Origin of the sequence: Microbacterium enclense (assembly GCA_038182865.1) — a bacterium.
Lineage (GTDB): Bacteria > Actinomycetota > Actinomycetes > Actinomycetales > Microbacteriaceae > Microbacterium > Microbacterium enclense_B.
The window spans coordinates 348,245-370,229 of sequence record CP116226.1 but is presented as its reverse complement, the minus strand read 5'-3'; the positions used below and the strand labels follow the sequence as shown (position 1 = coordinate 370,229).

Annotated in this window: 23 protein-coding genes; 11 read left to right on the top strand and 12 right to left on the bottom strand. The window is 69.0% G+C overall.

The genetic code is table 11. From position 1 onward, the window contains the following. Positions 1 to 8: 8 nt before the first annotated feature. The 3 genes from PIR02_01665 to PIR02_01655 all read right to left on the bottom strand — a co-directional run bounded on the left by PIR02_01665 (position 9) and on the right by PIR02_01655 (position 3,598). Complete coding sequence (locus PIR02_01665) at positions 9 to 1,052, bottom strand: ATP-dependent DNA ligase (GenBank protein WZH37381.1); 1,044 nt, start codon at positions 1,050 to 1,052, stop codon at positions 9 to 11. A 4-nt stretch (positions 1,053 to 1,056) separates the two neighbouring features. Further along, the gene (locus PIR02_01660) at positions 1,057 to 2,238 is read right to left on the bottom strand and encodes an AI-2E family transporter (GenBank protein WZH37380.1); all 1,182 of its coding nucleotides are present in this window, start codon (positions 2,236 to 2,238) and stop codon (positions 1,057 to 1,059) included. Between the two features lie 118 nt (positions 2,239 to 2,356). Beyond that, complete coding sequence (locus PIR02_01655) at positions 2,357 to 3,598, bottom strand: acyl-CoA dehydrogenase family protein (GenBank protein WZH37379.1); 1,242 nt, start codon at positions 3,596 to 3,598, stop codon at positions 2,357 to 2,359. A gap of 220 nt (positions 3,599 to 3,818) precedes the next feature. Here PIR02_01655 and PIR02_01650 point away from each other — a divergent pair, with 220 nt between their 5' ends. After that, complete coding sequence (locus PIR02_01650) at positions 3,819 to 4,361, top strand: YbaK/EbsC family protein (protein WZH37378.1); 543 nt, start codon at positions 3,819 to 3,821, stop codon at positions 4,359 to 4,361. Between the two features lie 162 nt (positions 4,362 to 4,523). Here PIR02_01650 and PIR02_01645 read toward each other — a convergent pair whose 3' ends face one another. Beyond that, positions 4,524 to 5,192 carry a helix-turn-helix domain containing protein gene (locus PIR02_01645; GenBank protein ID WZH37377.1) on the bottom strand — a complete coding sequence of 223 codons (669 nt, stop codon included), beginning with the start codon at positions 5,190 to 5,192 and terminating at the stop codon, positions 4,524 to 4,526. Positions 5,193 to 5,359: 167 nt separating this feature from the next. Between PIR02_01645 and PIR02_01640 the strand changes: the two genes are divergently transcribed. Then, positions 5,360 to 6,841: an FAD-dependent oxidoreductase gene (locus tag PIR02_01640; protein WZH37376.1), complete on the top strand. Its 1,482-nt coding sequence runs from the start codon at positions 5,360 to 5,362 to the stop codon at positions 6,839 to 6,841. A 210-nt stretch (positions 6,842 to 7,051) separates the two neighbouring features. Here PIR02_01640 and PIR02_01635 read toward each other — a convergent pair whose 3' ends face one another. Beyond that, positions 7,052 to 7,684 (bottom strand): LysE family translocator, encoded by a 633-nt coding sequence (locus PIR02_01635; protein WZH37375.1) that lies wholly within the window; start codon positions 7,682 to 7,684, stop codon positions 7,052 to 7,054. A gap of 344 nt (positions 7,685 to 8,028) precedes the next feature. Beyond that, on the bottom strand, positions 8,029 to 9,120 hold the full coding sequence (locus PIR02_01630) for a serine hydrolase (protein ID WZH37374.1): 1,092 nt from the start codon (positions 9,118 to 9,120) through the stop codon (positions 8,029 to 8,031). Between the two features lie 412 nt (positions 9,121 to 9,532). Between PIR02_01630 and PIR02_01625 the strand changes: the two genes are divergently transcribed. Genes PIR02_01625 through PIR02_01605 form a run of 5 tightly spaced genes read left to right on the top strand, consistent with a single transcriptional unit; the run spans position 9,533 to position 15,759 of the window. Beyond that, positions 9,533 to 11,023, top strand: a complete 1,491-nt coding sequence (locus tag PIR02_01625; protein WZH37373.1) for an amino acid permease — start codon at positions 9,533 to 9,535, stop codon at positions 11,021 to 11,023. Further along, on the top strand, positions 11,020 to 12,411 hold the full coding sequence (locus PIR02_01620; GenBank protein WZH37372.1) for an FAD-binding oxidoreductase: 1,392 nt from the start codon (positions 11,020 to 11,022) through the stop codon (positions 12,409 to 12,411). Before PIR02_01625 ends, PIR02_01620 begins: the two co-directional genes overlap by 4 nt. After that, complete coding sequence (locus PIR02_01615; protein WZH37371.1) at positions 12,411 to 13,181, top strand: hypothetical protein; 771 nt, start codon at positions 12,411 to 12,413, stop codon at positions 13,179 to 13,181. The genes PIR02_01620 and PIR02_01615 overlap by 1 nt, the downstream gene beginning before the upstream one ends. Then, positions 13,178 to 14,551 (top strand): hypothetical protein, encoded by a 1,374-nt coding sequence (locus PIR02_01610; GenBank protein ID WZH37370.1) that lies wholly within the window; start codon positions 13,178 to 13,180, stop codon positions 14,549 to 14,551. The genes PIR02_01615 and PIR02_01610 overlap by 4 nt, the downstream gene beginning before the upstream one ends. A 2-nt stretch (positions 14,552 to 14,553) precedes the next feature. Continuing rightward, positions 14,554 to 15,759: a serine hydrolase gene (locus PIR02_01605; protein WZH37369.1), complete on the top strand. Its 1,206-nt coding sequence runs from the start codon at positions 14,554 to 14,556 to the stop codon at positions 15,757 to 15,759. On the opposite strand, the gene PIR02_01600 is transcribed toward PIR02_01605, so the two are convergent. Beyond that, positions 15,756 to 16,709 carry a hypothetical protein gene (locus PIR02_01600; protein ID WZH37368.1) on the bottom strand — a complete coding sequence of 318 codons (954 nt, stop codon included), beginning with the start codon at positions 16,707 to 16,709 and terminating at the stop codon, positions 15,756 to 15,758. The two genes, PIR02_01605 and PIR02_01600, sit on opposite strands and share 4 nt — an antisense overlap. 428 nt (positions 16,710 to 17,137) lie before the next feature. On the opposite strand from PIR02_01600, the gene PIR02_01595 reads away from it, so the two are divergent. Next, the gene (locus tag PIR02_01595) at positions 17,138 to 17,497 is read left to right on the top strand and encodes a cupin domain-containing protein (protein WZH37367.1); all 360 of its coding nucleotides are present in this window, start codon (positions 17,138 to 17,140) and stop codon (positions 17,495 to 17,497) included. 70 nt (positions 17,498 to 17,567) lie between these two features. On the opposite strand, the gene PIR02_01590 is transcribed toward PIR02_01595, so the two are convergent. Then, on the bottom strand, positions 17,568 to 18,473 hold the full coding sequence (locus PIR02_01590) for an EamA family transporter (protein WZH37366.1): 906 nt from the start codon (positions 18,471 to 18,473) through the stop codon (positions 17,568 to 17,570). Between the two features lie 72 nt (positions 18,474 to 18,545). Between PIR02_01590 and PIR02_01585 the strand changes: the two genes are divergently transcribed. The 3 genes from PIR02_01585 to PIR02_01575 all read left to right on the top strand — a co-directional run bounded on the left by PIR02_01585 (position 18,546) and on the right by PIR02_01575 (position 20,054). Further along, entirely contained in the window at positions 18,546 to 19,460 is a 915-nt protein-coding gene (locus PIR02_01585) for a LysR family transcriptional regulator (protein WZH37365.1), read from the top strand. A 119-nt stretch (positions 19,461 to 19,579) separates the two neighbouring features. After that, the gene (locus tag PIR02_01580) at positions 19,580 to 19,837 is read left to right on the top strand and encodes a nuclease (GenBank protein WZH37364.1); all 258 of its coding nucleotides are present in this window, start codon (positions 19,580 to 19,582) and stop codon (positions 19,835 to 19,837) included. 22 nt (positions 19,838 to 19,859) lie between these two features. After that, a complete protein-coding gene (locus PIR02_01575; protein WZH37363.1) occupies positions 19,860 to 20,054 on the top strand; it encodes a hypothetical protein in 195 nt (64 codons plus the stop codon). Here the strand turns inward: PIR02_01575 and PIR02_01570 are convergent. The 4 genes from PIR02_01570 to PIR02_01555 form a co-directional block, all read right to left on the bottom strand. Next, positions 19,985 to 20,386, bottom strand: coding sequence for an aldehyde dehydrogenase (locus PIR02_01570; protein ID WZH37362.1), 402 nt, complete (start codon positions 20,384 to 20,386; stop codon positions 19,985 to 19,987). The two genes, PIR02_01575 and PIR02_01570, sit on opposite strands and share 70 nt — an antisense overlap. Before the next feature lie 317 nt (positions 20,387 to 20,703). Further along, positions 20,704 to 20,934: a hypothetical protein gene (locus PIR02_01565; protein WZH37361.1), complete on the bottom strand. Its 231-nt coding sequence runs from the start codon at positions 20,932 to 20,934 to the stop codon at positions 20,704 to 20,706. A 2-nt stretch (positions 20,935 to 20,936) separates the two neighbouring features. Further along, on the bottom strand, positions 20,937 to 21,542 hold the full coding sequence (locus tag PIR02_01560; protein ID WZH37360.1) for a hypothetical protein: 606 nt from the start codon (positions 21,540 to 21,542) through the stop codon (positions 20,937 to 20,939). 204 nt (positions 21,543 to 21,746) lie between these two features. After that, a complete protein-coding gene (locus PIR02_01555; GenBank protein ID WZH37359.1) occupies positions 21,747 to 21,983 on the bottom strand; it encodes a DUF1653 domain-containing protein in 237 nt (78 codons plus the stop codon). Positions 21,984 to 21,985 lie beyond the last annotated feature (2 nt).

Here is a 21,985-nt window from a genome sequence, read left to right as displayed (position 1 = left end):
AAGCGAACTCAGTCGAGCACGCCGCCCAGGTCGTACGCGCCCACGGTCTCGAGCTGCGCGAACGTGCACGAGCGCGCTTCTCGGTCGGGGCGCCAGCGCTCGAACTGCACCGTGTGTCGGAAGCGCATCCCTTCGAGCTGGTCGTACCGCACCTCGAGCACGCGCTCCGGGCGAAGCCGGACGAATGACACATCCTTGGATGCCGAGAATCGCGAGCGATCGGTCTCTCCGACGACCGCTTCTCCCTCGGCATCGCGCTCGACCAGCGGTGCGAGCTCGTCGATCAGCTCGAGGCGACGCTTGTCGGTCCATGCCGAGACGCCCCCGACACCGTGGAGTCGTCCCTCGTCGTCGTACAGCCCGACGAGAAGTGAGCCGACGCCCTGCCCCGACTTGTGGATGCGATACCCGAGCGCCACGACGTCGGCGGTGCGCGCGTGCTTGATCTTGAACATCGTGCGCTTGTTCGGCGCGTAGGGCTGCGCGAGAGGCTTGGCGACGACCCCGTCGAGTCCGGCACCCTCGAACTCCGCCAGCCAGCGGCGGGCGAGGTCGGGGTCGTCCGTCGTACGCGTCACGTGCACGGGATGGGGCACCGCGCCGAGCAGGTCTTCGAGCTGCGCGCGACGCTCCGAGAACGGTTCCGCCTGGAGGTCGCGGTCACCGCGGGCGAGGAGGTCGAACGCGATGAACATCGCCGGCGTCTGCTCGGACAACAGGGCGACGCGCGACGCGGCGGGGTGGATCCGTTGCGACAGGGCTTCCCAGTCAAGGCGCTGCGCCCCCGGCTCCCCGCGCGCGACGACGACCTCGCCGTCGATCAGGCACGGCTCGGGCAGGATCTCGGCGAACGCGGTGACGAGCTCGGGGAAGTAGCGGGTGAGCGGCTTGGCGCCGCGGCTGCCGATCTCGACATCCGTGCCGTCCCACGACACGAGCGCGCGGAAACCGTCCCACTTGGGTTCGTAGCTGAACCCGCCCTCGACCTTCGCGTGCTCGGGGACGGCGGGCACGGCTTTCGCCAACATGGGCGCGGGGATGTCGTACGGCACCGCGTCAGTCCGAGCTCTCGTCTCCGGCGAGCGGCACGGGGTTCCGGCGCTTCTTCCGACGCGCCCACTCGGCGGGCTTGGCGGGGCCGTTCCAGACGGTGATGATGCCCCACGCGACGGCGGTGAGAGGCACCGCGAGGAGTGTGCCCAGGATGCCGCCGATCGCCGTGCCGCCGGCCAGCACGACCAGCACGACGAACGAGTGCAGCTTCATCGTGCGCCCCATCAGGACGGGCTGCAGGAAGTTGCCCTCGAGCTGGTTCACCAGCACGACGACGCCGACGACGATGAGGGCGACGATCGGCCCGTTGGTGACGAGCGCGACGAGCGCCGCGAGGATACCCGCCGTCACGGCACCGACGATCGGGATGAACGCGAGCAGGAACACCAGGACCGCCAGCGGCAGGGCGAGCGGCACCTGCAGGATCAGCAGACCGATGTAGATGCCGATCGCGTCGACTGCGGCGACCGACGCCGTGCCGCGCATGTACGAACCGAGGACGGTCACCGTCTTGTCGCCGATGCGGCGGGCACGGTCGTAGTGCGCACCGCGGAAGGGACGCAGGATGAACTCCCACATGCGCGGGCCGTCCTTCAGGAAGAAGAACAGGATGACCACCATCAGCACGAACCCGGTGACGAAGGACGCGATTGCCCCGACGCCGGTGGCCGCGGCCGTGCCGAACTGCGAACTGGTGACGAAGCCCTTGATGCCCTCGATCGCCTCATTGACCTGATCCTGCGGGATCGCGAAGGGGAGCGTGTGGTACCAGTCCTGTGCTTTCTGGAAGCCCTGCACCGCCTGCTCGCTGAGATAGTCCCACCGGTTGATCACCGAGGTCACGACGAGCCACCCGAGGCCCGCGAGGACGAGCACGACCGCGAGGAGTGTGAGAAGGGTGGCGATCACGGCGGGGACGCCTTTACGGCGCAGCCACATCGTGACCGGCCCGAATGCCGAGGCGAAGATGAGCGCGAGCACCAGCGGGATGATGACGAGGGTCACCTGCTGGATGCCCCAGATGAGGCCAGCCACCAGAAGCACGACGACGATGATCTGCACCGCGCGCACCGCGAGTCGGCCGAACCCGTCGGCCCACAGGCTCTGCGGCGGGCTCTCCTCGGCGTGGGGGATCGCGGTCGCGACAGGATCGCGGGGCGCAGAACGGCGAGAGAACAGGCTCATGCCCCGACGGTATCGGGAGCTACCGTCATTCCGCCTCTGCTTGCGTCGTGTGGCGGCGCCCAGTACGCGGAATGGCGCGCCCTGACGCACTCCGAGCGCCAGGGCGTGGCATCCGGTGTCAGACGAACGCGCTCATCCCGGTGATGTCGCGACCGAGCAGGAGGGCCTGCACGCTCTCCGTGCCCTCGTACGTGTGGATCGCCTCGATGTCGGCCATGTGCTGCATGACCCCGTTCTCGAGCAGGATGCCGTTGCCGCCGAGGAGGTCGCGCGCGGTCGCCGCCACGCGGCGCGCGGCGCGGGTGTTGTGGTACTTCGCGAGCGAGGCTTGCGTGGGGCGCAGGCCGCCGGAGGTCTCGAGGTCGGCGAGACGGCGGCAGTACAGCTGCATGGCGGTGAGCTCGTCGAGCATCTGCGCGAGGCGCTCCTGCACCATCTGGAACTTCGCGAGGGGCTTGCCGAACTGCATGCGCTCGGTGGCATACGTTCGCGCGATCTCGTAGCAGGCCATCGCGTGGCCGAGTGCCGACCAGGCGACACCGGAGCGCGTGGCGAACAGCACGGTCGACGCGTCTTTGAACGTGCGGGTGCCCGGGAGGGCGGCATCCGGAGCGAGGCGTACGTCGTCCATCGCGATATGCGCCTGATGGATGCCACGCAGCGAGACCTTGCCGGTGATGACGGTGCCGGTATAGCCCGGGGTGTCCTGCTCGACGAGGAAGCAGCGGACGTTGCCGTGGTCGTCGCCGCCCTCGTTCTCGACGCGCGCCCAGACGAAGGTGATGCCGCCGGAGGCTCCGTTGCCGATCCACTTCTTCGTGCCGCTGAGGGACCAGCCGTCACCGGTCCACGTCGCGGTGGTCTCGAGCGAGACCGAGTCGGAGCCGTGGTCGGGCTCGGTCAGCGCGAAGGCGCCGAGCACCGTGCCCTCGGCGAGGGGCGTCAGCCAGCGTGCCTGTTGCTCGGGCGAGCCGAAGAGAGCGAGAGTGCGGAGAGCGAGCCCGCCCTGCACCGCGAGGGCTGTGGCGAGCGAGCCGTCGTGGCGTGACACTTCCATGTTCACCAGGCCCGCGGCCAGCGGTGACGACGCGGGGAGGTCGGGGTGGTCGATGCCGTCGGTGAACAACTCGAGCTCGCCCATTCGTCGGAGGAGCTCGACGGGGTAGGTCGCGGCATCCCATTCGCCCTGCATCCGGGTGCCGATCTCGTCGCAGAAGGCTTTGGCGCGATCCCACACCGCGCGGTCGGCCTCGGGGATGTCGGCGAACACGGCGAAGTAGTCGGTGTCGCGGCGCTGGAGGAGGTCGTAACGGGCGACGCGCTCGCCGGGGAGCGTGCGGGCATCGGCATCGATGGTCATGGTTCCCAGTATCGCTCATGTTGGTACTGGGTGTCACGCGCGAGAGGCTCTGCCATGAGCCGGGGATTCCTTCCCCACGGGCGGCATACGTCGCTGAGTGTCCAGAACACCCGGGAACGGTCGCGCTCGCGTCCGGGTGTTTCGGACACTCAGGCGCCTCGGGGTGTCGCGAGGGGGCATCACGCGGGCAAGCGAGGGCGTGCCCGGTAGGGTCGCGGGCGTGAGCACGCTGACCTTCTTCCCCGCCGCAGAGAACCCGCAACTGCTGGCCGCCCCCGTCGCGGCAGCGATCGCTGCGATCGATCCCGCGACCTCGGCGCGCATCGAGGTGGCCGAGGTCGACCCGGCCCTGGCCGACACCGCCGCGTTCTGTGAGGCGTACGGCCAGAGCCTCGACATCTCGGCGAACTGCCTCGTCGTGCAGGGGACCCGCGGCGGCGTGACCTCGACCGCGGCCTGCCTCGCGCTCGCGACGACCCGCCTCGACGTCAACGGCGCCGTCCGACGCCTCCTCGATGCGCGCAAGGCGACCTTCGCGCCGATGGACGATGCCGTCGCGCAGACCGGCATGGAGTACGGCGGCATCACCCCGCTCGGCATCCCGTCGGACTGGCGGTTGCTGCTCGACGCCCGCGTGGCCGCGTTGCCGCGGGCGATCATCGGCGCCGGGATCCGCGGCGCGAAGATCTTCCTGCCGGGTGAGGTTCTGGCATCCCTCCCCGGTGCCGAAGTCGTCGAGGACCTCGCCAAGCCGGTCACCTGAGTCCGCGCCCACGCTGCGCCGGGTTCTTCCGCGCCTTCGCGGGGTGAGTGTCCAAAACACCCGGACGATTCTTCGAGGCGTCCGGGTGTTTTGGACACTCAACGGGGCGTAGAGCGCGGCCGGGCGCGCGCCGCGGGAGCGGCAACGCGGCGCGAGAGCGCGTTACTCGCCGAGTGACGCGCGCAGGCGGCGGGTGACCTCGGCGGCGGGCATGCGGCGGGGGAAGGCCGCGACGATGAGGTCGTCGCCGGCCGCGTCGTCGCGGTCGGTATGCACGCCGTAGCGGCGGAGCACGTCGTCGAGGGCACGCCGGAGAACGGATGCCGGGACCCGCGCGCCGCGCATGAGCCGGCGCAGCACGTGGTTGTGCACGGCGGTGACGAGGGCCGCGAAGCCGACGGCATCCAGGGGGTCGAGTCCGGGAAGGGCGGACCGGAGGTACTCGTCGAAGAGGCGCTCGTAGCGGAAGACCGTGATGATCTCTCGGTCGCGCAAGCCAGGCACTTCACGCACGATCGCGTAGCGGCGCCGAGCGAGCTCGGGGTCGGCGGCGAAGTGACGGAACACCCGCACCGAGGCCTCGCACACCGCGGCCCAGGGGTCGTCGTGTGCCTGGGCCAGGTAGGCGCGCACCTCGCCCAGCAGGACCTCGTGGTCGGCGAAGACGACATCTTCCTTGCCGCCGAACTGCCGGAAGAACGTCGACCGGGAGACCCCCGCGGCCTGGGCGATCTGCTCGACCGAGGTCTGGTCGTAGCCGCGCTCGGCGAACAGGTCGATCGCCGCGGCCACCACGGCCGTGCGGCTCGAGGGGGCGGCGCTGTCGGTCACGCCCCGAGCCTATCCGCGGCCCGCCTGTGCGCGTGCGAGAGGTCGAGAAGTGTCGCCGAGAGCGTTCCTGGGCGACAGGTGTGGCGACCCCTCCCACGGGAGTAGACGATCCGGGCGACGGAGGCAATCGGATGCCGAGACCCCCGCGCCCGCGATGGGATGAACGCATGACCTCCTCCCTGTGGCACCGCGACCAGACCTTCGTCGATGGGACGCCGTTCGAACCCGACGCGCGGCACGACGTCATCGTTGTCGGTGCGGGGATCACCGGCCTTTCGACCGCCGTGATGCTCGCCGAAGCGGGGGTCGACGTCGCCGTGGTCGACGCCGGACACGTCGGCCAGGGGGCGACCGGGGCGTCGGTGGGGATGGCATCCCTTCTCCAGGGGACGACCCTCGCGGCGCTCCGCACGCATCACCCGGCCGGGCTCGTGAAGGCCTACGTCGACGCCAACCGCGCGGGGCAGGAGTGGCTCGCCGAGCGCGCCGGCGACACAGCCGACCGGCGCACCGCCTTCACCTTCGGTCGGGGGATCGCGACCGATTCGGCGATCGACGCGGTCCGCGACGTCGCGCGGGAGGCGGGGCTCCCCGTCCGCGAGGATGCCCCCTCCGACCTCGGCGGACGCACGCCCGTGCGAGCCCTCGCCCTCGACGACCAGCTCGCCCTCGACCCCGCGGCGCTTTCGCGCATGCTCGCCGACGCGGCCCTCGCGGCCGGGGCGACGCTGCACACCGGCGTCCGCGTGACGGACGTACACGCCCTCCCCACCGGTCGCGTCGACACCGCCCACGGCACGATGTTCGGCGACACCGTCGTGCTCGCCACCGGCACTCCCATCGTGCGCCGGGGTCTCTACGACCTCAAGACGCGCGCGCGGCGTTCGTGGGCGATCGCCTTCGAGATGGAGGGGGATGCCGAAGCCCCCGGCGGCATGTGGAGCGAGGTGGGCGCCGACGGTCGCAGCGTCGTTGCGGCACCGTCCTCGTTCGGGCGCGGCGTTCTGCTGGTGACCGGGGCACGGCATCCGGTCGGCTCCGCGTCGTCGGAGGTCGCGCTCGCCGAGGGACTCGCCGCCTGGGCCCGCCGCACGCTCCCGGTCGGTGCCGAGATCGCCCGCTGGTCTGGTCAGGACTACCAGTCGCACAACCTCGTGCCCTTCGTCGGAGGGATGCCGAGAGGCCTCGGGCGCCTTCGCTTCGCCACGGGATACGCCGGCTGGGGCCTGACGAACGGCCCCGCTGCAGCGATGCGGTTGGCCGACGAGATCCGCGGTGTCTCGCGCAGCGACCGCCCGCAGTGGATGCGCACGATCGGCACGCGCATGACCGTTCCCGCTGACCTCGGGCGAGGGATCGGCGATGCGGGACGGCGCGTCGGCGTGGCCGCGAGGGCCTTCGCGGCGGCGGCTCCGGCACCGGTCGAGCGCCCCGCCGAGGGAGCGGGCGTGGTGTCACGGCAGGGACTGCGCACGGCCGCGGTGTCGACTGTCGACGGAGAGACCCGCGCCCTGGTCGCCCCGGCCCCACTGACGTGGAACGACGCGGAACGCTCCTGGGACAGCCCCGTCGACGGCTCGCGCTACGCGCCGGATGGGACGAGGCTCGAGGGTGCGGCATCCGCTGATCTGGGCGTGCGGGGGCGCTGAGGTCGGCGTGGGCAGAACGGGCCGGCCGCGTCGTGACTTGGCGCTCCGCGGTGACCAGATGGCGTGTGGGGAGGCTCCCGGCTGCTTCGCGGCAGCCGAGACGGCGACTCGCTGACGAGGCCGTTACGGGTTGACGCCGAGTTGTGAGCGCAATGCTGTCTCGCGAGCCCGGGACCTCGGGCGGGCGCCCGTGTCAGCTCTTCGCGGCGGTCAGCTCTTCGCGCCGGTCAGTGCGAGCGCGCCGCCGAGGCCGATCATCATGAAGCCGCCCGTGCCCGATAGTGCGGACAGGCGCTTCGGCGAACCCGCGAACCACGCGCGCGCGGTGCCTGCGGCGACGGCCCAGATCGAGTCGCAGACCACGGCCAGCACCTGGAAGATCATGCCGAGCGTGAGGAGCTGCAGCCACACGGCGCCCGCGTGCGGGTCGACGAACTGGGGCAGCACGGCGACGAAGAACGCAATCGTCTTGGGGTTCGTGACGCCGACGACGAAGCCTTGACGCAACAGGATCCACCGAGACTTCGGGGTCGGCGCGGGAGCGGCGACGTGATCGCGGCGGTGACGGATCGCCTGGATGCCGAGCCACACCAGGTAGGCCGCCCCGATGACCTTCAACACCGTGAAGGCCACGATCGACGACGCGACGAGCGCACCGATGCCGAAGGCGGTGGCGAGGATCGCGGGGATGTTGCCGATCGCGTTGCCGAGCACGCTGAGCAGCCCTGCGCGGCGACCGAGTGAGATGGAGCGCCCGATCACGAACAGCACGCCCGGGCCCGGGATGACGATGAGCACGAACGCCGCGGCGACGAACGCCAGGAGGTTCTCGATCGGAGGCATGCGTGAACTGTACTGCCGTCGCGTTTCGGGACGGTATCGCGAGATGCGGCGGGCCGAACTCCTGAGATCCGGGATGCCGGAGGCCGTTCGCGCGGTCGGGGGCGAGGTGCGCGTCCGCTTTCTCAGGAGTTTCGTACGGCCGCGAGCCGGCGCGGCGACGGAGCCGGACTCGGCTTCGACCCCGAGCTCGCGAGAGGGGTGTTCGTCACCGACGGGACTCAGGTCGCCAACCCGTTCCTCGCCGTCGTCGAACTGTCCCCACCGACGACGTCGGCCGGTTGGAGCAGGTGCCGAGGACGGCGTCGTGCTTCCTGACTCCGCGGCGGAGACGGAGAGCGAGGGGTTCAGCCTGTGTTCAGGGCGTCGAGCGCCGCGGGGGCCAGTTCGACCAGGCCCGGGTAGCCGGGAGTGAGTCCCGCCGGGTCGATGTCGTTCAGGACGACGATGGCCAGTTGTTCGTCGGGGCAGTAGGCGGCGACGCCGTTCGAGCCCGGGATGGACCCGGCGTGGCCGACACAGGTTCCGAGCCCCGGCACTGCCCACGAGGTCAGGCCCGTTCCCTCGCCGAGTTGCACCGCGGTGAGGTGCGCCGACGAGTAGGCGTCGCGGTAGTGCGCCGATGACAGCGGAGTGAGCGCCTGCATGTCGGCCTTGTGGGCGTCGTCGACGACGTCTCCAGCGACGAGAGCCCTGATCCAGACCGCCTGGTCACGGGCGGTGCTCACCATACCTCCGGCCGCCCAGGCTCCCGTCCACTGCGGCGACGGATCGGGCGAGGTGGGAACAGCCGTCGAGGGACGGCCGAGGCAGTCGCCACCCGTCAGTCCCTCGCCGCAGCCGAGGTCGTATCCGCTCACCGTCGTCGGGCGCGTGCCGGAGCCGGTAGCGGAGCCCGAGGCTGACCCGGCGCCCGAGTCGGCACCGGTGACGTCGAGATACGTCGAGCTGAGACCGAGCGGTTCGATCAACCGGTTCTCCACCAGATCGTGGTAGCGACGCCCGGTCGCCTCCTCGATCACACGACCGAGGATGATGTAGCCGGCGTTCAGGTACTGGTACTGCGTGCCGGGCGGCGAGACCGGCGGCTTCGAGAAGACATCGTCGACGACCTCCTGATTGGTGGCGGTGCCGACCAGGGCCATGTCGAGTTCGCTCAGTCCGCTCTCGTGCGTCAGCAGCATCCGCACCGTGATCTGCGCGCCGTTCGGCGCCTCGGGGAACCACCGGTCGAGGGTGTCGTCGAGCGAGAGCGCGCCCTCCTCGTCGAGTTGCATCACGAGGGCGGCGGTGAACAGCTTCGTCATGCTGCCGATGTGGAAGGCGTCGTCGGGATCCATCGGCGTCGAGCCGAGAACTCGGTCTCCGCTCGCCGCGAGAGCCACTGGGCCGTCACCGAGCGTCGCCGCCACGACCGTTCCGGGAACGGTGAAGCTCATAGAGCTCGCACGAAACGAGGTGCGCCAGTCGTCGATGGGCCCGGCGAGGGCGCCCGCGAACGAACTCGGCGCCGACGCTGACGCGGAGGTGAGTCCGGCGGTCGGTGCCGGGTTCGCTTCGCCGGGAGAACCTGGGGTGATGCATCCGGTCAGGACAGAAAGCAGGATGCCGCCGGCCGCGGCCTGGGCCGCGGACCGCCGGCCGCGGTGATGATGCGCTCGCACGAACGTTCCTCCGTCGAGACCGGTGCCGGGCCTCAGAGGCAGCCGCGTGACACAGATCGAGCGCCAGCATGACCGACCGCGGGTGGCGGGGGAAGCGGATGTCCTGTCCTCTAGCGGACGTGTCCGCAAGAGGATCTTGTCGGCCGACTCTCGCGCTCGTCACACTGAGGCAGATCGAGGGAGAGCCATGCCGGAACGTTTCACCGCAGCGGGGATTGTGCCGTCGGCTGAGCCGCCCGCGGTCCAGAGCTCGGAAGACCAGCCGCAGCTGAAGCGCACCCTCGGCGGCTTCCAGGTGTTCGCCATCTCGTTCGCGTTCATCTCCGTGGCGGTCGGTGTGTTCGCCACCTATGGCGAGATGCTGCAGACGGCCGGTCCGGTGGGGATCTGGCTGTGGGTGGCGGCAGCCGTGGGCCAGACGCTCGTGGCGCTGGTGGTCGCCCAGTTCGCGGCACGCATCGCCCTCAGCGGGTCGTCGTACCAGTGGGCCTCGCGGCTGGCGAACCCGAAGGTCGGTTGGTTCTTCGGTTGGCTGAGCTTCTGGTACCTCGCCATCGCCGTGGTCACGATGGCCAACGCCATGGCGAGTCAGGCGGTGATGCCGCTGCTCGGGATGGACGCCGACGAAGACATGGCGCGCGTTCTCACCTTGGTGATCCTCGTCGTCCAGGCGGTCTTGGTGATTGCCTCCACACGGCTGTTCGGCATGATCACGTCTGCCGCTGTGGCGGTCGAGCTCGGGATCATCGCGGTGCTCGCGATCGGACTGCTGATCGTGCTCGCCGTCACCGGTGGCGGCGACATCGGCAATCTCGGCTCCCGCGGCGCCGCGCTGGCCGACCCGAACTACTTCGGTATCGGGGGCGGGTTGATGGCCGGAGCGTTGATGGGGCTGACCACTCTGGTCGGCTTCGACTCGGCGGCCAACCTCGCCGAGGAGGCCAAGAACCCTTTCCGCACGGTGCCGCGCGCGATCGTGGGCTCGGTGATCGCCGCGAGCGTCGCAGGGCTCATCTTCCTCATCGTGCTCACCATCTCGATCAAAGACGTGGATGTAGTGACCGGTGACCCTTCGCCGGTGGCCGCCATCATCCGCGGCCAACTAGGACCCGTCTGGGAGCGCATCCTGCTCGGCGGAATCGCCTTCGCGTTCTTCGGCGCGGGAATGGTGGTGATGGCGGCGTGCTCCCGCCAGGTGTTCGCCATGGCGCGTGACGGCCGCTTCCCCTCTGCGAAGCTGATGAGCCGGGTGAGCCCGTACACCCGCACACCGGTCGCCGCCACCGTGCTGATCGTCGCGATCGGCGCGGTGCTCATGGTGGCACTGCCGGGGGAGGCCCTCGTTCAGCTGATCGTGGGCGGAACATTGCTTCCGGCCCTGATGTACGGGGCCATCGTGGTGCTCTACCTCGTGGTGCGCGGCAAGCTCGAACGAAAGCCCGGTGGATTCAACCTCGGCCGCTTCGAGCTGCCCGTCACGATCGTGGCCCTGATCTGGGTGGCCCTCGTCCTGGTCGTGCTCGTGACGCCGCCCGACGCGTTCGTGCCGGCGCTCGTGGTGCTGGGGATCATCCTGGCCGGTGGTGTGTACTTCGCCTGGCTGATGATCTTCCGGCGGGCAGTGCTCGAATCCGAGCCGGACGGCGGCGCCGCAGTCGTCGCCGTCGAGGCCGAATGAGCACCACCGCAGACGCCGCCGCCTTCCTCGGTCTCGGCTGCCGCGTCGTGCGCCCGGGCGACGATCAGTACGACACCGCCCGCTCATCGTGGAACCGTCTGTTCTCGCATCGGCCGACGGCGATCGTCTATGTGCAGTCGACATCACAGGTCGTCGCCGCGGTCACGTCGGCCCGCCGCGTCGGAGTGCCCCTGCGTGTTCGGAGCGGGGGACATTGCCTGGAGGGCTGGTCGACCGTCGACGATGGTCTGGTGATCGATGTGAGCGATCTCACCTCCGTGTCGATCGACGCGGTGAGGATGACGGCCACCGTCGGCGCGGGTCTCACGCAGGCGGCGGTGGTCGCCGCCCTGGCCGCCGAAGGCCTCGCGGTGCCGACCGGGACCGAAGGGTCGGTCGGTCTGGTGGGGGCCACGCTCGGCGGCGGTCTCGGACTGCTGACTCGCGCTTACGGCATGGCCTGCGACAACCTTCTCGCGGCCGAGATCGTCGTCGCCAGCGCGGACGGCGCGGCCGAGGCCATCTACGTCGACGCCGACCATCACGCCGATCTGTTGTGGGCCCTCCGCGGCGCCGGCAACGGCAGTTTCGGCGTCGTCACGTCGTTGACCTACGCGGTGCATCCCCTCTCTCGGGTCAGCACACTCACCGCGACGTGGTCGGGTCTCGACCTGGTGTCCGAGCTGCTCACGGCGTGGCAGGGCACGGCTCCCTTCGCGGATGAACGACTCACCAGTCAGCTCGAATTGAGCCGCAATTCGATGACCCTGTTCGCGGTGCTCGCGCCCGGCGGTGACCCTGCCGAGATCGAACGTCTGCTGCATCCGCTGCTCTCGATCGGACACCCCGATGTCCTCACCATCGACGCTTCCTGGGCCGATGCCTACGACGGCCTGCAGATTCCCCTCGACGACGAACCTGCGAACTGGAAGTTCTCGTCGCAGTTCGTCGCTGCACCCTTTCCGGTCGAGGCGATCGAGATCGTGCGCTCGTTGCTGGCCGAGGCGCCCACCGACGGCTGCAACTACTTCACCAACGCTTTCGGAGGAGCCGTCGCCCGCAGCGAGCCAGCCGGCGGCAGCGCCTTCGCCCACCGTGACGCTCTCTTCTACGCAGAACCGGGGGCAGGTTGGGGGGTGCGCGGGGGCGTGCCCGCCGCCGACGACCCGCTCACCCCCGACTGCCTGCGCTGGGTAGACGACTTCACGGCCGCCCTCACACCGTTCGGAAACGGCGCCTACTCGAATGTTCCGAACGCCGAGGCCGTTGATTGGCAGCGCGACTATTGGGGCGCCGGGGCGGAGCGACTCCGCGAGGTGAAAGCGCTCTACGACCCTTCCGACGTGTTCTGTTTCCCGCAGAGTGTTCCGCTGGATTCGGGCGCCTGATGTACGTCACCTTCTCCGTCACTGCATCGGAGCGCGAACCGGGCGATACCGGCTCGAACAGGGTCGACTCGCTGCCGGTCGACACGTCTGTTCTCGATGCCTGGCGCGCACAGATCGAGGGGGGCGGGTGGCTGACTGCCCCGGCGCAGGCCGGAGCGGAGCTCGAGGTACTCGAGCGTTCTCTCGCGGCGGCCGACCCGTCCTTCCCTGATGCCCACCGCACGGCAGGCGAGGCGGTAGCCGCAGGGTTGGGGCTGGCCGTGAGCGACCCGCGCACCGGGTGCAGCGGAGTGACCGTGGTCGGACTCGGCCGAGCCGACGTCGTGCTCAGCGGCACCGACGAGGTCGCGCTGCGGAGCGCGGTCGAAGATCTCCTGAACGTCATGACCGCGAACGGTCGCAGTTCGCCGAGCGAGAGTGCCGAGTGGGATGCGGGTGGCCGTCTGCGCGCGAGGGGCCGTGTGCGGGTGCTCTCGACGACGGGCCTCTACGGCTACGCCGCTCGGCACGGCGCGCCTCTCGTGCTCTGGGTCATCACCCTGGCGCTCGCCCTCGTGTCCGTGCTCATCGCGGCGGCAGTGGGCGAGAACTCCAGCCAGGGCTGGCTCGCCGACTGGGCGCATGCAACTCTCGACCGCGTCTTCACCGGCGCACTGGGCGCGGCGCTCGTGGCGACCGTGATGGCCGGCCGACAACTGCAGCGCGGCTCCGGCCGCCGGCGCCGCCACGTGCTCGTGCGCTGGACCGATCCCGAAGGAGCCCCCCGATGATCGACTGTCTCCCCGCGACCGGATCGGAGCCGTTGCTGCCGCTCGGTGCCGGCATCCTGATCCTGCTCCTCGGCCTCGCCCTTGTGATGCGTCCTCGTCGGCGTGTCCGTCGTCCCGGCCGGTCGACGCCACCGGCTGCGGGAGGTGCGGCGACGCTCAGCATCGCGCTGCTCCTCGCGATGTCCGTCGGTCTCGGCACACTCGGGGGTGCAGCGCCCGCGGCACGCGCCGACACGCGCTGCGACACCACCCCGATCGCCACGACCACGCCCGTTCCGACGCCGGAGCCGGCGGCCATCCTGCCCGACCAGCCGGTCTCTTTCGACAGCGGCGGTGTCACGTTCTCCGGCAGCTACCGCGGGCCGGTCGATCCGACGCACGCGGTGGCCGCGGCGGTCATCATCGGGGGCACCGGTGCCATCGATCGCGACGGCAACACCGCCACGCTGGCGACCGAGGACTACTCCTGGCTGGCCGACCTGCTGAGCTCCGAGGGGATCGCATCCCTCCGTTACGACAAGCTGGGAACCGGGCAGACGGGCCTCGGGCCCTACACGAGCGACCCGTCGGCCATGCTCGCGCTCGACTACGACCAGCTCCGCATCCGACCCGGGCGCGATGCTCTGTCTTTCCTCGCCACCCAGCCCGGGATCGACACGAACCGCCTCATCCTCGTGGGCCACAGCGAGGGCGGAGCCGCAGCCCTCACCATCGCCGCAGACCTCGCCGGGGCACCCGCACCGGCCGGGCTGGCCCTCATCGAGCCCGCGTACACGCACATCCTGGACATCCTGACGCGACAGTTCTCCGAGCAGATGACCGGAGCCGTGGCGGCCGGAGCGATGACGGAAGCCGACGCGGAGACCATCACAGCATGGATGACGGCGGGTGTGGACGAGATCCGCACCGCAACCCCGCCCTATCCGACTCCCGGGCCGGTTCCGCTGCCCGCCGCCACGGATTACACCCAGGCGATCCAGGCGGTGATCGAGACCAACATCTACGGCAGTGACCCGGCTCAGATGGTGGTCACTCACGCTTATCGCACCCTCTACGGAAAGGGGTACGACGCCCTCGACCCGGCCGACGTCGCCCCATCGGTCACCATCCCCACGCTGATCACGTGCGGCACGAAAGACTTCAACACCCCGTGCGGCGACGGCAGTGCAGGCTCAGGCGTCGTCGCCCTCGCGGACTCGTTCTCGCCCGGAGTCGCGCGTTTCGTCGAGCTGCCGAACATGGTGCACATCCTGCGAGATGTGGGGGACGCTGACGTCCCGAACCTCGCGGATCAGCTCGCCTACCCGTTCTCGTCAGCGCTTTCAGCGGAGTTCGGCACGTTCGTCGCCGGCGTGCGCGAGGGGAAGTGACCATGCGTCGACCCGCCCGTTTCGTCCCCACCGCCGCACTCATCGCCCTCCTCCTCCTGGTGGCCGGATGCACAAGCACGGCACCCACCAGCCCGGTTGCCCCATCGACCGGGTCAGATCCTTCCGCGTCCTCCTATCCGGACAGTACGGCGACCGCGATCAGAGACGCCGCCACGACCGTGATGGAGGCGAACGGCATCCCGGGCGCCATCGTGCTCCTCCAGACGCCAGGGGGACGATTCGAAGAACCGCTCGGGGTCTCCGACAAGTCGACCGGCGCCCCGCTGACCGTCGACGATCATCTGCGGATCGGGAGCATCACCAAGACGATGACGGTGACGCTCGTGCTGCAACTGGTCGACGACAAGCTGGTCGATCTGGATGCGCCCATCCGCACCTATCTGCCCGAACTCCCCGACGCCTGGAAAGACGTCACCGTCAGACAGCTCGCCGAGATGCGAAGCGGCATCCCGAGCTACACCGGCACCCCGACCTTCGATCAGCAGTTCCTCGCCGACTCTCAACGCCAGTTCACTCCCCGCGAGTTGATCGCGATGGTCGAACCCCTCGATCTGCTCTTCAGCCCGGGAACGGACTTCGACTACTCGAACTCCAATACCGTCATCCTGGGGCAGCTCGTCGAGCGCGTCTCCGGCACACCGTATGCCTCCGCCATGCAGCACCTCTTCGACGCGGCCGGCCTCGCGCAGACCACGTATGCGGAAGCAGCCACCGCGTTCACCGCACCCCGTGCCCAGGGCTACACCACCCTCACCGCGGACGGGAAGGAAGCCGACGCCACGGAGTGGAACGCGTCCTGGGCGCAAGCCGCGGGAGCAGCTGCTTCCACGGTGGGAGATCTCGAGACCTGGCTGAACGATCTCACGACAGGATCCCTCCTCCGTGCGGAGACCCAGAAAGAACGCCTGAGCATGGTGGCCATACCGGGCAACCCGGCCGGCACGGGGTACGGCCTCGGACTCGTGGCCACGAACGGATGGACGGGACACAGCGGCGATCTGCCTGGATACTCCTCCACCATGTACGCCCGGGACGATGGTTCCGTGCTCATCGTCCTCACCACGACGAACGTCCTCGTCAACCGGGCGGACGGCACGCCCATCCCGCCGAGCGCCGCGATCGCCGAGGCCGTGTCGGCGATCGCCGTACCTGGTGCACCCTTCGTGTTCCCGCGGGTGGGCGCCTAGCCGGTAGGGCGTGTGGCGCTCTCGTCCGCGGCCCAGGCGACACCGAGAGCGAACAGCGTCGAGACTCCGTAGTGGGCCATGGCATCTGAGATCCTGCGCCGCCCGGTACGGGGGGCTATGCCAACCCGGCGAGACGCCGTGTCCAGCGTGATCCCCTGACGCATGAGCTGGAGCAGCGGTGACCAGGAGTTCTCCACGGGCACGACGGGTTGTGCGCGCCGCCAGAGACATTCGAAGTAGTCCCGCGCCATCCCTGCGAGCGCGGCATTCCTCACGCCGAGGACACTCGTCGGTCGGCCCTCGCCCCATTCGAAGGGCACCGCCAGTTGATCCCCATCGACCCAGAACCAGCTCGGTGGGGTGTCCATCAGGCGGTACTCGACACCCACAGAACCGTAATGTGCCGTACTGGAGCGGGTGTCCGCATCATCGGTCGCCCACGTCGGCATGATGACGCGCACCGCATCCTTGCCGGACAGAGCCCGACCGAAGCGGGCAGACCGGTCCGGGGAGCTTCCGGCAAAGCGATCGATCTGAGGCAGGACCGCATCCAGCGTGCCCGAATCATGCCGCGCGGTATCGAACCAGAGGTCCTCTGAGGCGTGTGGCCCGTGCCGGATGACGACGGGCACCGGGTCATCCGACGCTTCACCGACAGCCCAATCCCGAAGCATCTCGGGCAAGTTGGACACGATGTTCTCGAGGTCTGCCAGCGCCTCCGCAGCGGTGCTGCGCAGCTCAGCCGAACGGGTGGCAACGGCGCCCGCGGCCCAGAATGCCGGATTCGTGTACGCGAGTTCATCGCCTGTGCCGCCCAGCAGACCCCGGCGCCGGAAGTCATCGACAGCCGCGCGGGCCTCCGGCCCTCCCAGATGGGACAGGGTGGCGAGTTCGGCAACCGTAGCCGGCCTCCCCCGATAGATGACGGCAAGCAAAGAGTCACTGCCCACGCGCGAACCTCGTCTCTACTGCGGGTGAACGTACCTCAGCCGGGGCCGCCGCCACAATGCTGCGGCGCTCGATCGGTCGGCGAGTGAAGCGACTGTGACGACGCGAGCTGATCGGCAACGGATGGCGGGGAATCATCACCGATCGTCTTCGAGCCCCGGGGGAGCGTCCGAGCCCGCCCAGCCGAGGTGCGCGCGGTTCACTTCCTGTGCCGCCGTGGTGGTCCGAGAGAGCACGATGAGGCCGCACAGGCCGTGGCGGCTCACCGTGTCGAAACCCTGGGCCGTTCGTACGTCGAGGCCACAGGTGCCGTCGGCATCGTGGCATCCGTTCTTGCCCTCTCCCGTGAGACGTCTCGCCTCGCGAGCGTGTCGAGCCGAATCGCGCGGGCGTCACGTCGCCGCGACCTCGTGCGGGCCAGGATGAATGCATGAATGACACCACTGTGCAACGCGTGCTTCTCGACACGGTGACCCTCGACGGTGCGCCGAGCTTCGCGTCGGTCGAGGTGCGGCGCATCACGATTCCGTCCGGGGTGCATCTCGGTGCTCATTGGCACAACGGTCCCGTGTTCGGGGTCATCGAGGCCGGGTCGGCGATTTTCCAGGTCGGAGCCGGGGAGGAGTCGATCTTGCGAGCCGGAGACACCTTCTACGAACCGGCCGCGCGAACCATCTCGCGATTCGACGCCACGGAGGAGGGGGTGACGTTTCTCGCGTGGTTCCCCGTACCCGCCGATACGAGACCGGAGCTGATCATGGGTGCCGCACCCGCTCCGCCGGCGGCGTGATCTCCGCCCCGGTCGTTCGGCAGCGGACGCGCTCGCACCCCTGGCCGCGGTGGGGCGGATGCGCTACACCTCAGCGGTTGCGCACCGTCATCGCCAACGTCGCCCCTGCGATCACCGCGATGCCGAGCAGCTGCAGCGCGTCGGGCACGTGCCCGTAGACCATCACGTCGACGAGCACCGCGACGGCGGGGTTCACGAACGACAGGGCGGCGAGCGTGATCGTGGAGAGCACGCGGGCACTGCTGTAAAGGATCGAGTACAGCAGACCCGTATGCACGATGCCCATCACCGCGATCCAGCCCCAGAAGGGGCCGCTCCAGTCCAGTGCGCTCGCGAACGGGAGGAGAATCGCGGCGCCGACGACGCACTGGATGAGCGTCATCGGGTAGGGACGGATGCCGCGAGTGTGCTGCGCGGCGAAGGTGGCGACCGCGTAGAGGGCTCCGGCAGCCAGCGCGGCGCCGATGCCGAGCAACTGCGCCGGATCGAGCGGCTGGATGCCACGGAAGCCGATGAACTGCGTCGCCAGCAGGAGTCCGCCGAAAGCGGCGACCAGCCAGGCGATGTCTCCCCGCCGCGGGGCCGTGCGGCTGGCGATCGCGCCGAGAGCGACGAGGAAGAACGGCTCGAGGTGGTACGCGACGGTCGTGATGGTGATGGTCGTCTGACCGAACGAGAAGAAGAGGAAGGCCCAGTTCGCCACGAGCGCGAGCCCGCCGAGAACGGTCAGCGCGACAGCGCGCCGCGTCCACACCGACGTGCCGAACGACCGCGTCGCCAGCGACAGCACCAGGAGTGTCGCGGCGCCGAACACGCAGCGCCACGCGGTCGTGGTGATCGCGTCGCTTCCCGCCTGGATGCTGAAGAGGCCGATCGTGCCCCACCCGGCCATCGCGAGCGCCAGCATCACACTCGCCCGGGTACGCGGGTTGTGAGAAGAAGGGATGCCGGGGGCGAGCGGGGTCGTCTGAGTCACTTCTCGATGGTCGCGGCGTAAACCGTGAAGCACAATCGAGCTTTAATTGGCTACGCGATTTACGATCAGTGAATGATCGATGTGCAGGGGCTGCGCGCCCTCATCGCCGTGGCAGACACTGGTTCGGTGACCGCGGCCGCGGGACTACTCCACTACACCCCGTCGAACGTCACCCAGCGCGTGCAGCGTCTCGAGCATGCGGTCGGGGCGCCACTGCTGGAGCGGGTGGGCCGTGGGGTCGTTCTCACCGAGTTCGCGCGCCGGCTCGTCGATGAGGGGAGGGATGCCGTGCTCCGTCTCGATGACCTGGCCGAGGTCGCGGCATCCGATCGTCCCTCCGGTCGTGTGCGAATCGCCGCCTTCCCGACGGCGCTGCGCGGACTCGTGGTTCCTGTCATCGCAGCGCTCCACGACGCGCACCCGGCGCTGCGCGTCGAGCCGATCGAGCTGGAGCCCGACGAGGGCGCCCGGTACGTGCGACTGGGGCTCGCCGATGTCGCCCTCGTGAAGTCGTGGGGCGATGCGCCGACCCGCCGTGCCGACCCCGACCTGCACCGGGTGGACCTCGGACAGGATGCCGTCGACGTCATCCTCCCCGTCGGCCATCCGCTCTCGGGTGCCGCCCGCGTACGGTGGAGCGACCTCGTCGAGGAGAACTGGGCGGTGACCCCCGAGGGTGACCCCTACCGCCGGTGGCTGGACTCGACGGCGGGGCTCGAACGGAGCGCCGGCACCATCTACGAGGCCGCGGAGTTCCAGTCGCTGCTCGCGTTCGTCGAGCGAGGGCTCGCGATCGCGGCGCTCCCCAGACTGGGGCGGGGCGCTCTCCCGACGGGCACGGTCGCAGTGCCCCTGGCTGATGAGACCGCGTTCCGAGAGATCACCGCCATCGTGCGCGTCGCGCGCCGGGATGGCCCGAACGTCCGTGCCGTCCTCGATGCGCTGGAACACGCGATGACTCAGATCGCATCGCCTCGTGAGAGCTGAGGAACGAAGCCGTGGCGCCCTCGACCCCGGGTGTTACGTTCCGCTACGCCATCCGCGCCCCGAGCCCTCGGCATCCCGTAGCTTCGTCTCACCGAAACCCCTCGAAGGCAGGTGAAGCCATGTCCCGCACGATCTCGTCGACAGTCCACCCGATCCAGCGCTGCATGGCAGCCTCGAACCCGTCCGCGTGGTGGGACGGCCTCGTGATCGACGCCGACGGCGCGACGATCACCGTCGCGCTGCTGAGCGGCGCGACGGTAGCACTCCGGGTCGTGGGTCCCGCGTTCGACATCGCGGTGGGGGAGCCGGTGGCTTATCACCCGGTCGCGGAACTCCTGAACGCGGCGACGGTCGTCACGACCGCGCGCGCCGCCTGACGCCGCGGGGCATACTGACGGGATGACTCAGGACCGGCGAGAAGGCTCTCCCGTCGTACTGGTCCTCGTTCTCGTCGTCGCCGTCGTGGCGGTGTTCTTCCTCGTGACCTCGGGGATTTTGGCGATGCTGTTCGACCCCGATACGAGTCAGGAAGACATCGAGGCCATCATGGCCTCGCACTTCATGACCATGTCGTCGCAGGCCATCGCGCAGTAGCGGCACATCTCGTCCATGTCGGCGTGCGCGCGGCATTCGGCGGCGCAAGCCTTGCCCATGGTCATGCAGGCGGTCATCATGGCGCTCATCACGTCCATGTTCATCCCGGCCGGACGCATCATCATGTGCATCGTCGCCTGAGCCATCTCGACCATGTTCGAGCACATGGCACAGCACGTCGCCATCTCGGGGCCGTGCATCATGTCGCTGCCGGCGCACATCGCCGCGGCCATCGCGCAGGCGTTCAGGGACTGCATGCATTCCTGCATGGCATCCATGTCCATGGTCATTTCGCCCATGTCCATCGACTTCATCATTGCCATCGTGTCCATCTGAATCTCCCGTGTTCTCGTCGTGACGGAGGGACCGGATGCCGTGGAGGGACTCCGGCGTAAGGGTGATCGTACGCGGGGTCGCCGTCACGAGACAGTGCTCGCAGCAGGTTGATCGGTTGCTGGTAAGGCGTTGTGCGGAGGGCGGTGTGCACTGCGGATGCCGGGGGATCGGCATCCGGGTTCGAGCGTGGAAGCGGCATCGGCCGTGCATATCGTCCGCGATGCGCGCAACCTGAGTCGGAATGGACGCATGTCGATGGAATTGTGCGCATCGCGGACGTCCCGTCCCTCTTGCGGCAGGACGTCTGCGCCAATCAGCGCCGAGGAGGGTCGGCTGTTCCTGATCGCGCCGCGTCGCGATCGTTACTCGCCCAGATGTACGCGACCGTGCCGAGCACGAGCGCCGGAAGGATGGCAGACAGCGCGAGGATGCCGAGTCCCCCTGCGAATCCCGACGACACGAACACGGGTCCGGTCGCGATAACGAGAACGATGAATGCCAAGGCTGCCGCGAATGACAGGCGCTTCCGGTGTTGGGGACTCATGCTCATCCACCTCCGGGGTAGGAGACCGGGCGACAAATGACTTGCGAGTACGCGGGCCCGGTCGGGCCGTCAGTGTAATAAACCCACAACTCGTCGTTACCGGAGCACGCACCTTGGTCGTTTACATAGGTGCCCGCCCATCCCACAAAGACCGAAGCTGCGAATCCGACACCTGGATTGAGGAGCGCTATGGCTCCGAGGAGGGCCGTCACAGATCCGTTCTTGATCGCAATCTGATCGGTGTGGTTGAACGAGATGTACTGTCCGTCAGCGTCAGAACCGACGCCGATCGCGGGCGAGACGGTACCGGGGTCGGGGGGCACCCGCAGGCCGAAATCACCCTCCGGGAAGTGATAGACATTCACCGTACCCGTCGCGTCCTCGACGGCGTCGAAGGGGATACCCGCGGCCTGAAAGTCCTGGTGGGCTTGTCGAACCTCATCCACTGTCAAGCCCAGGGAGAACGTCTGAGCGTGTTCTGGACCGCTCGTCTCTGCCGCAGTCGCGGGCGCGGATACGAGGGGTGATAAAGCGATCGCCGCGACGGCTGACGCTGCCACGCTCCATCCGAATTTTCGCGCCGATCGTGTGGCGATGTGATGACTCATGTGGGCTTCCTCGCTTTCATGGTTCGTACACCTCCGCTTTCGACGCTGCTCCGAAGCCCCGGGAACATCAAGCGCGCACAGGAAACCTTCAGGCGATGCCCACCGCGAATGAAGCGCCTGTCCCCCGTTCGGGGGAGGTGATCGGGCGCTGTCACCGCGCCGTGGTTCGAGACCCCTTCCATCGGCCCCAAGGCCTGTCGGAAGCTACGCGATGCGACGGAACCGCGGCCCCGAGTACCCGTCCCGCTCGACGGTCTCGGTGAACATCTCGATCGGGCGCACCCAGAACGAGTAATCGTCGTAGAGCTTGCGGTACGAGACGAAGATCTCCTCCGTCTCGGAATGCCTGGCCGTCCCGAACACCTCGTACCGCTGGCCCTTGAAGTGCTCGTAGATGCCGGGTTCGATATCCGGACGCATCGCTTCGTCGGAAGAACTCACCG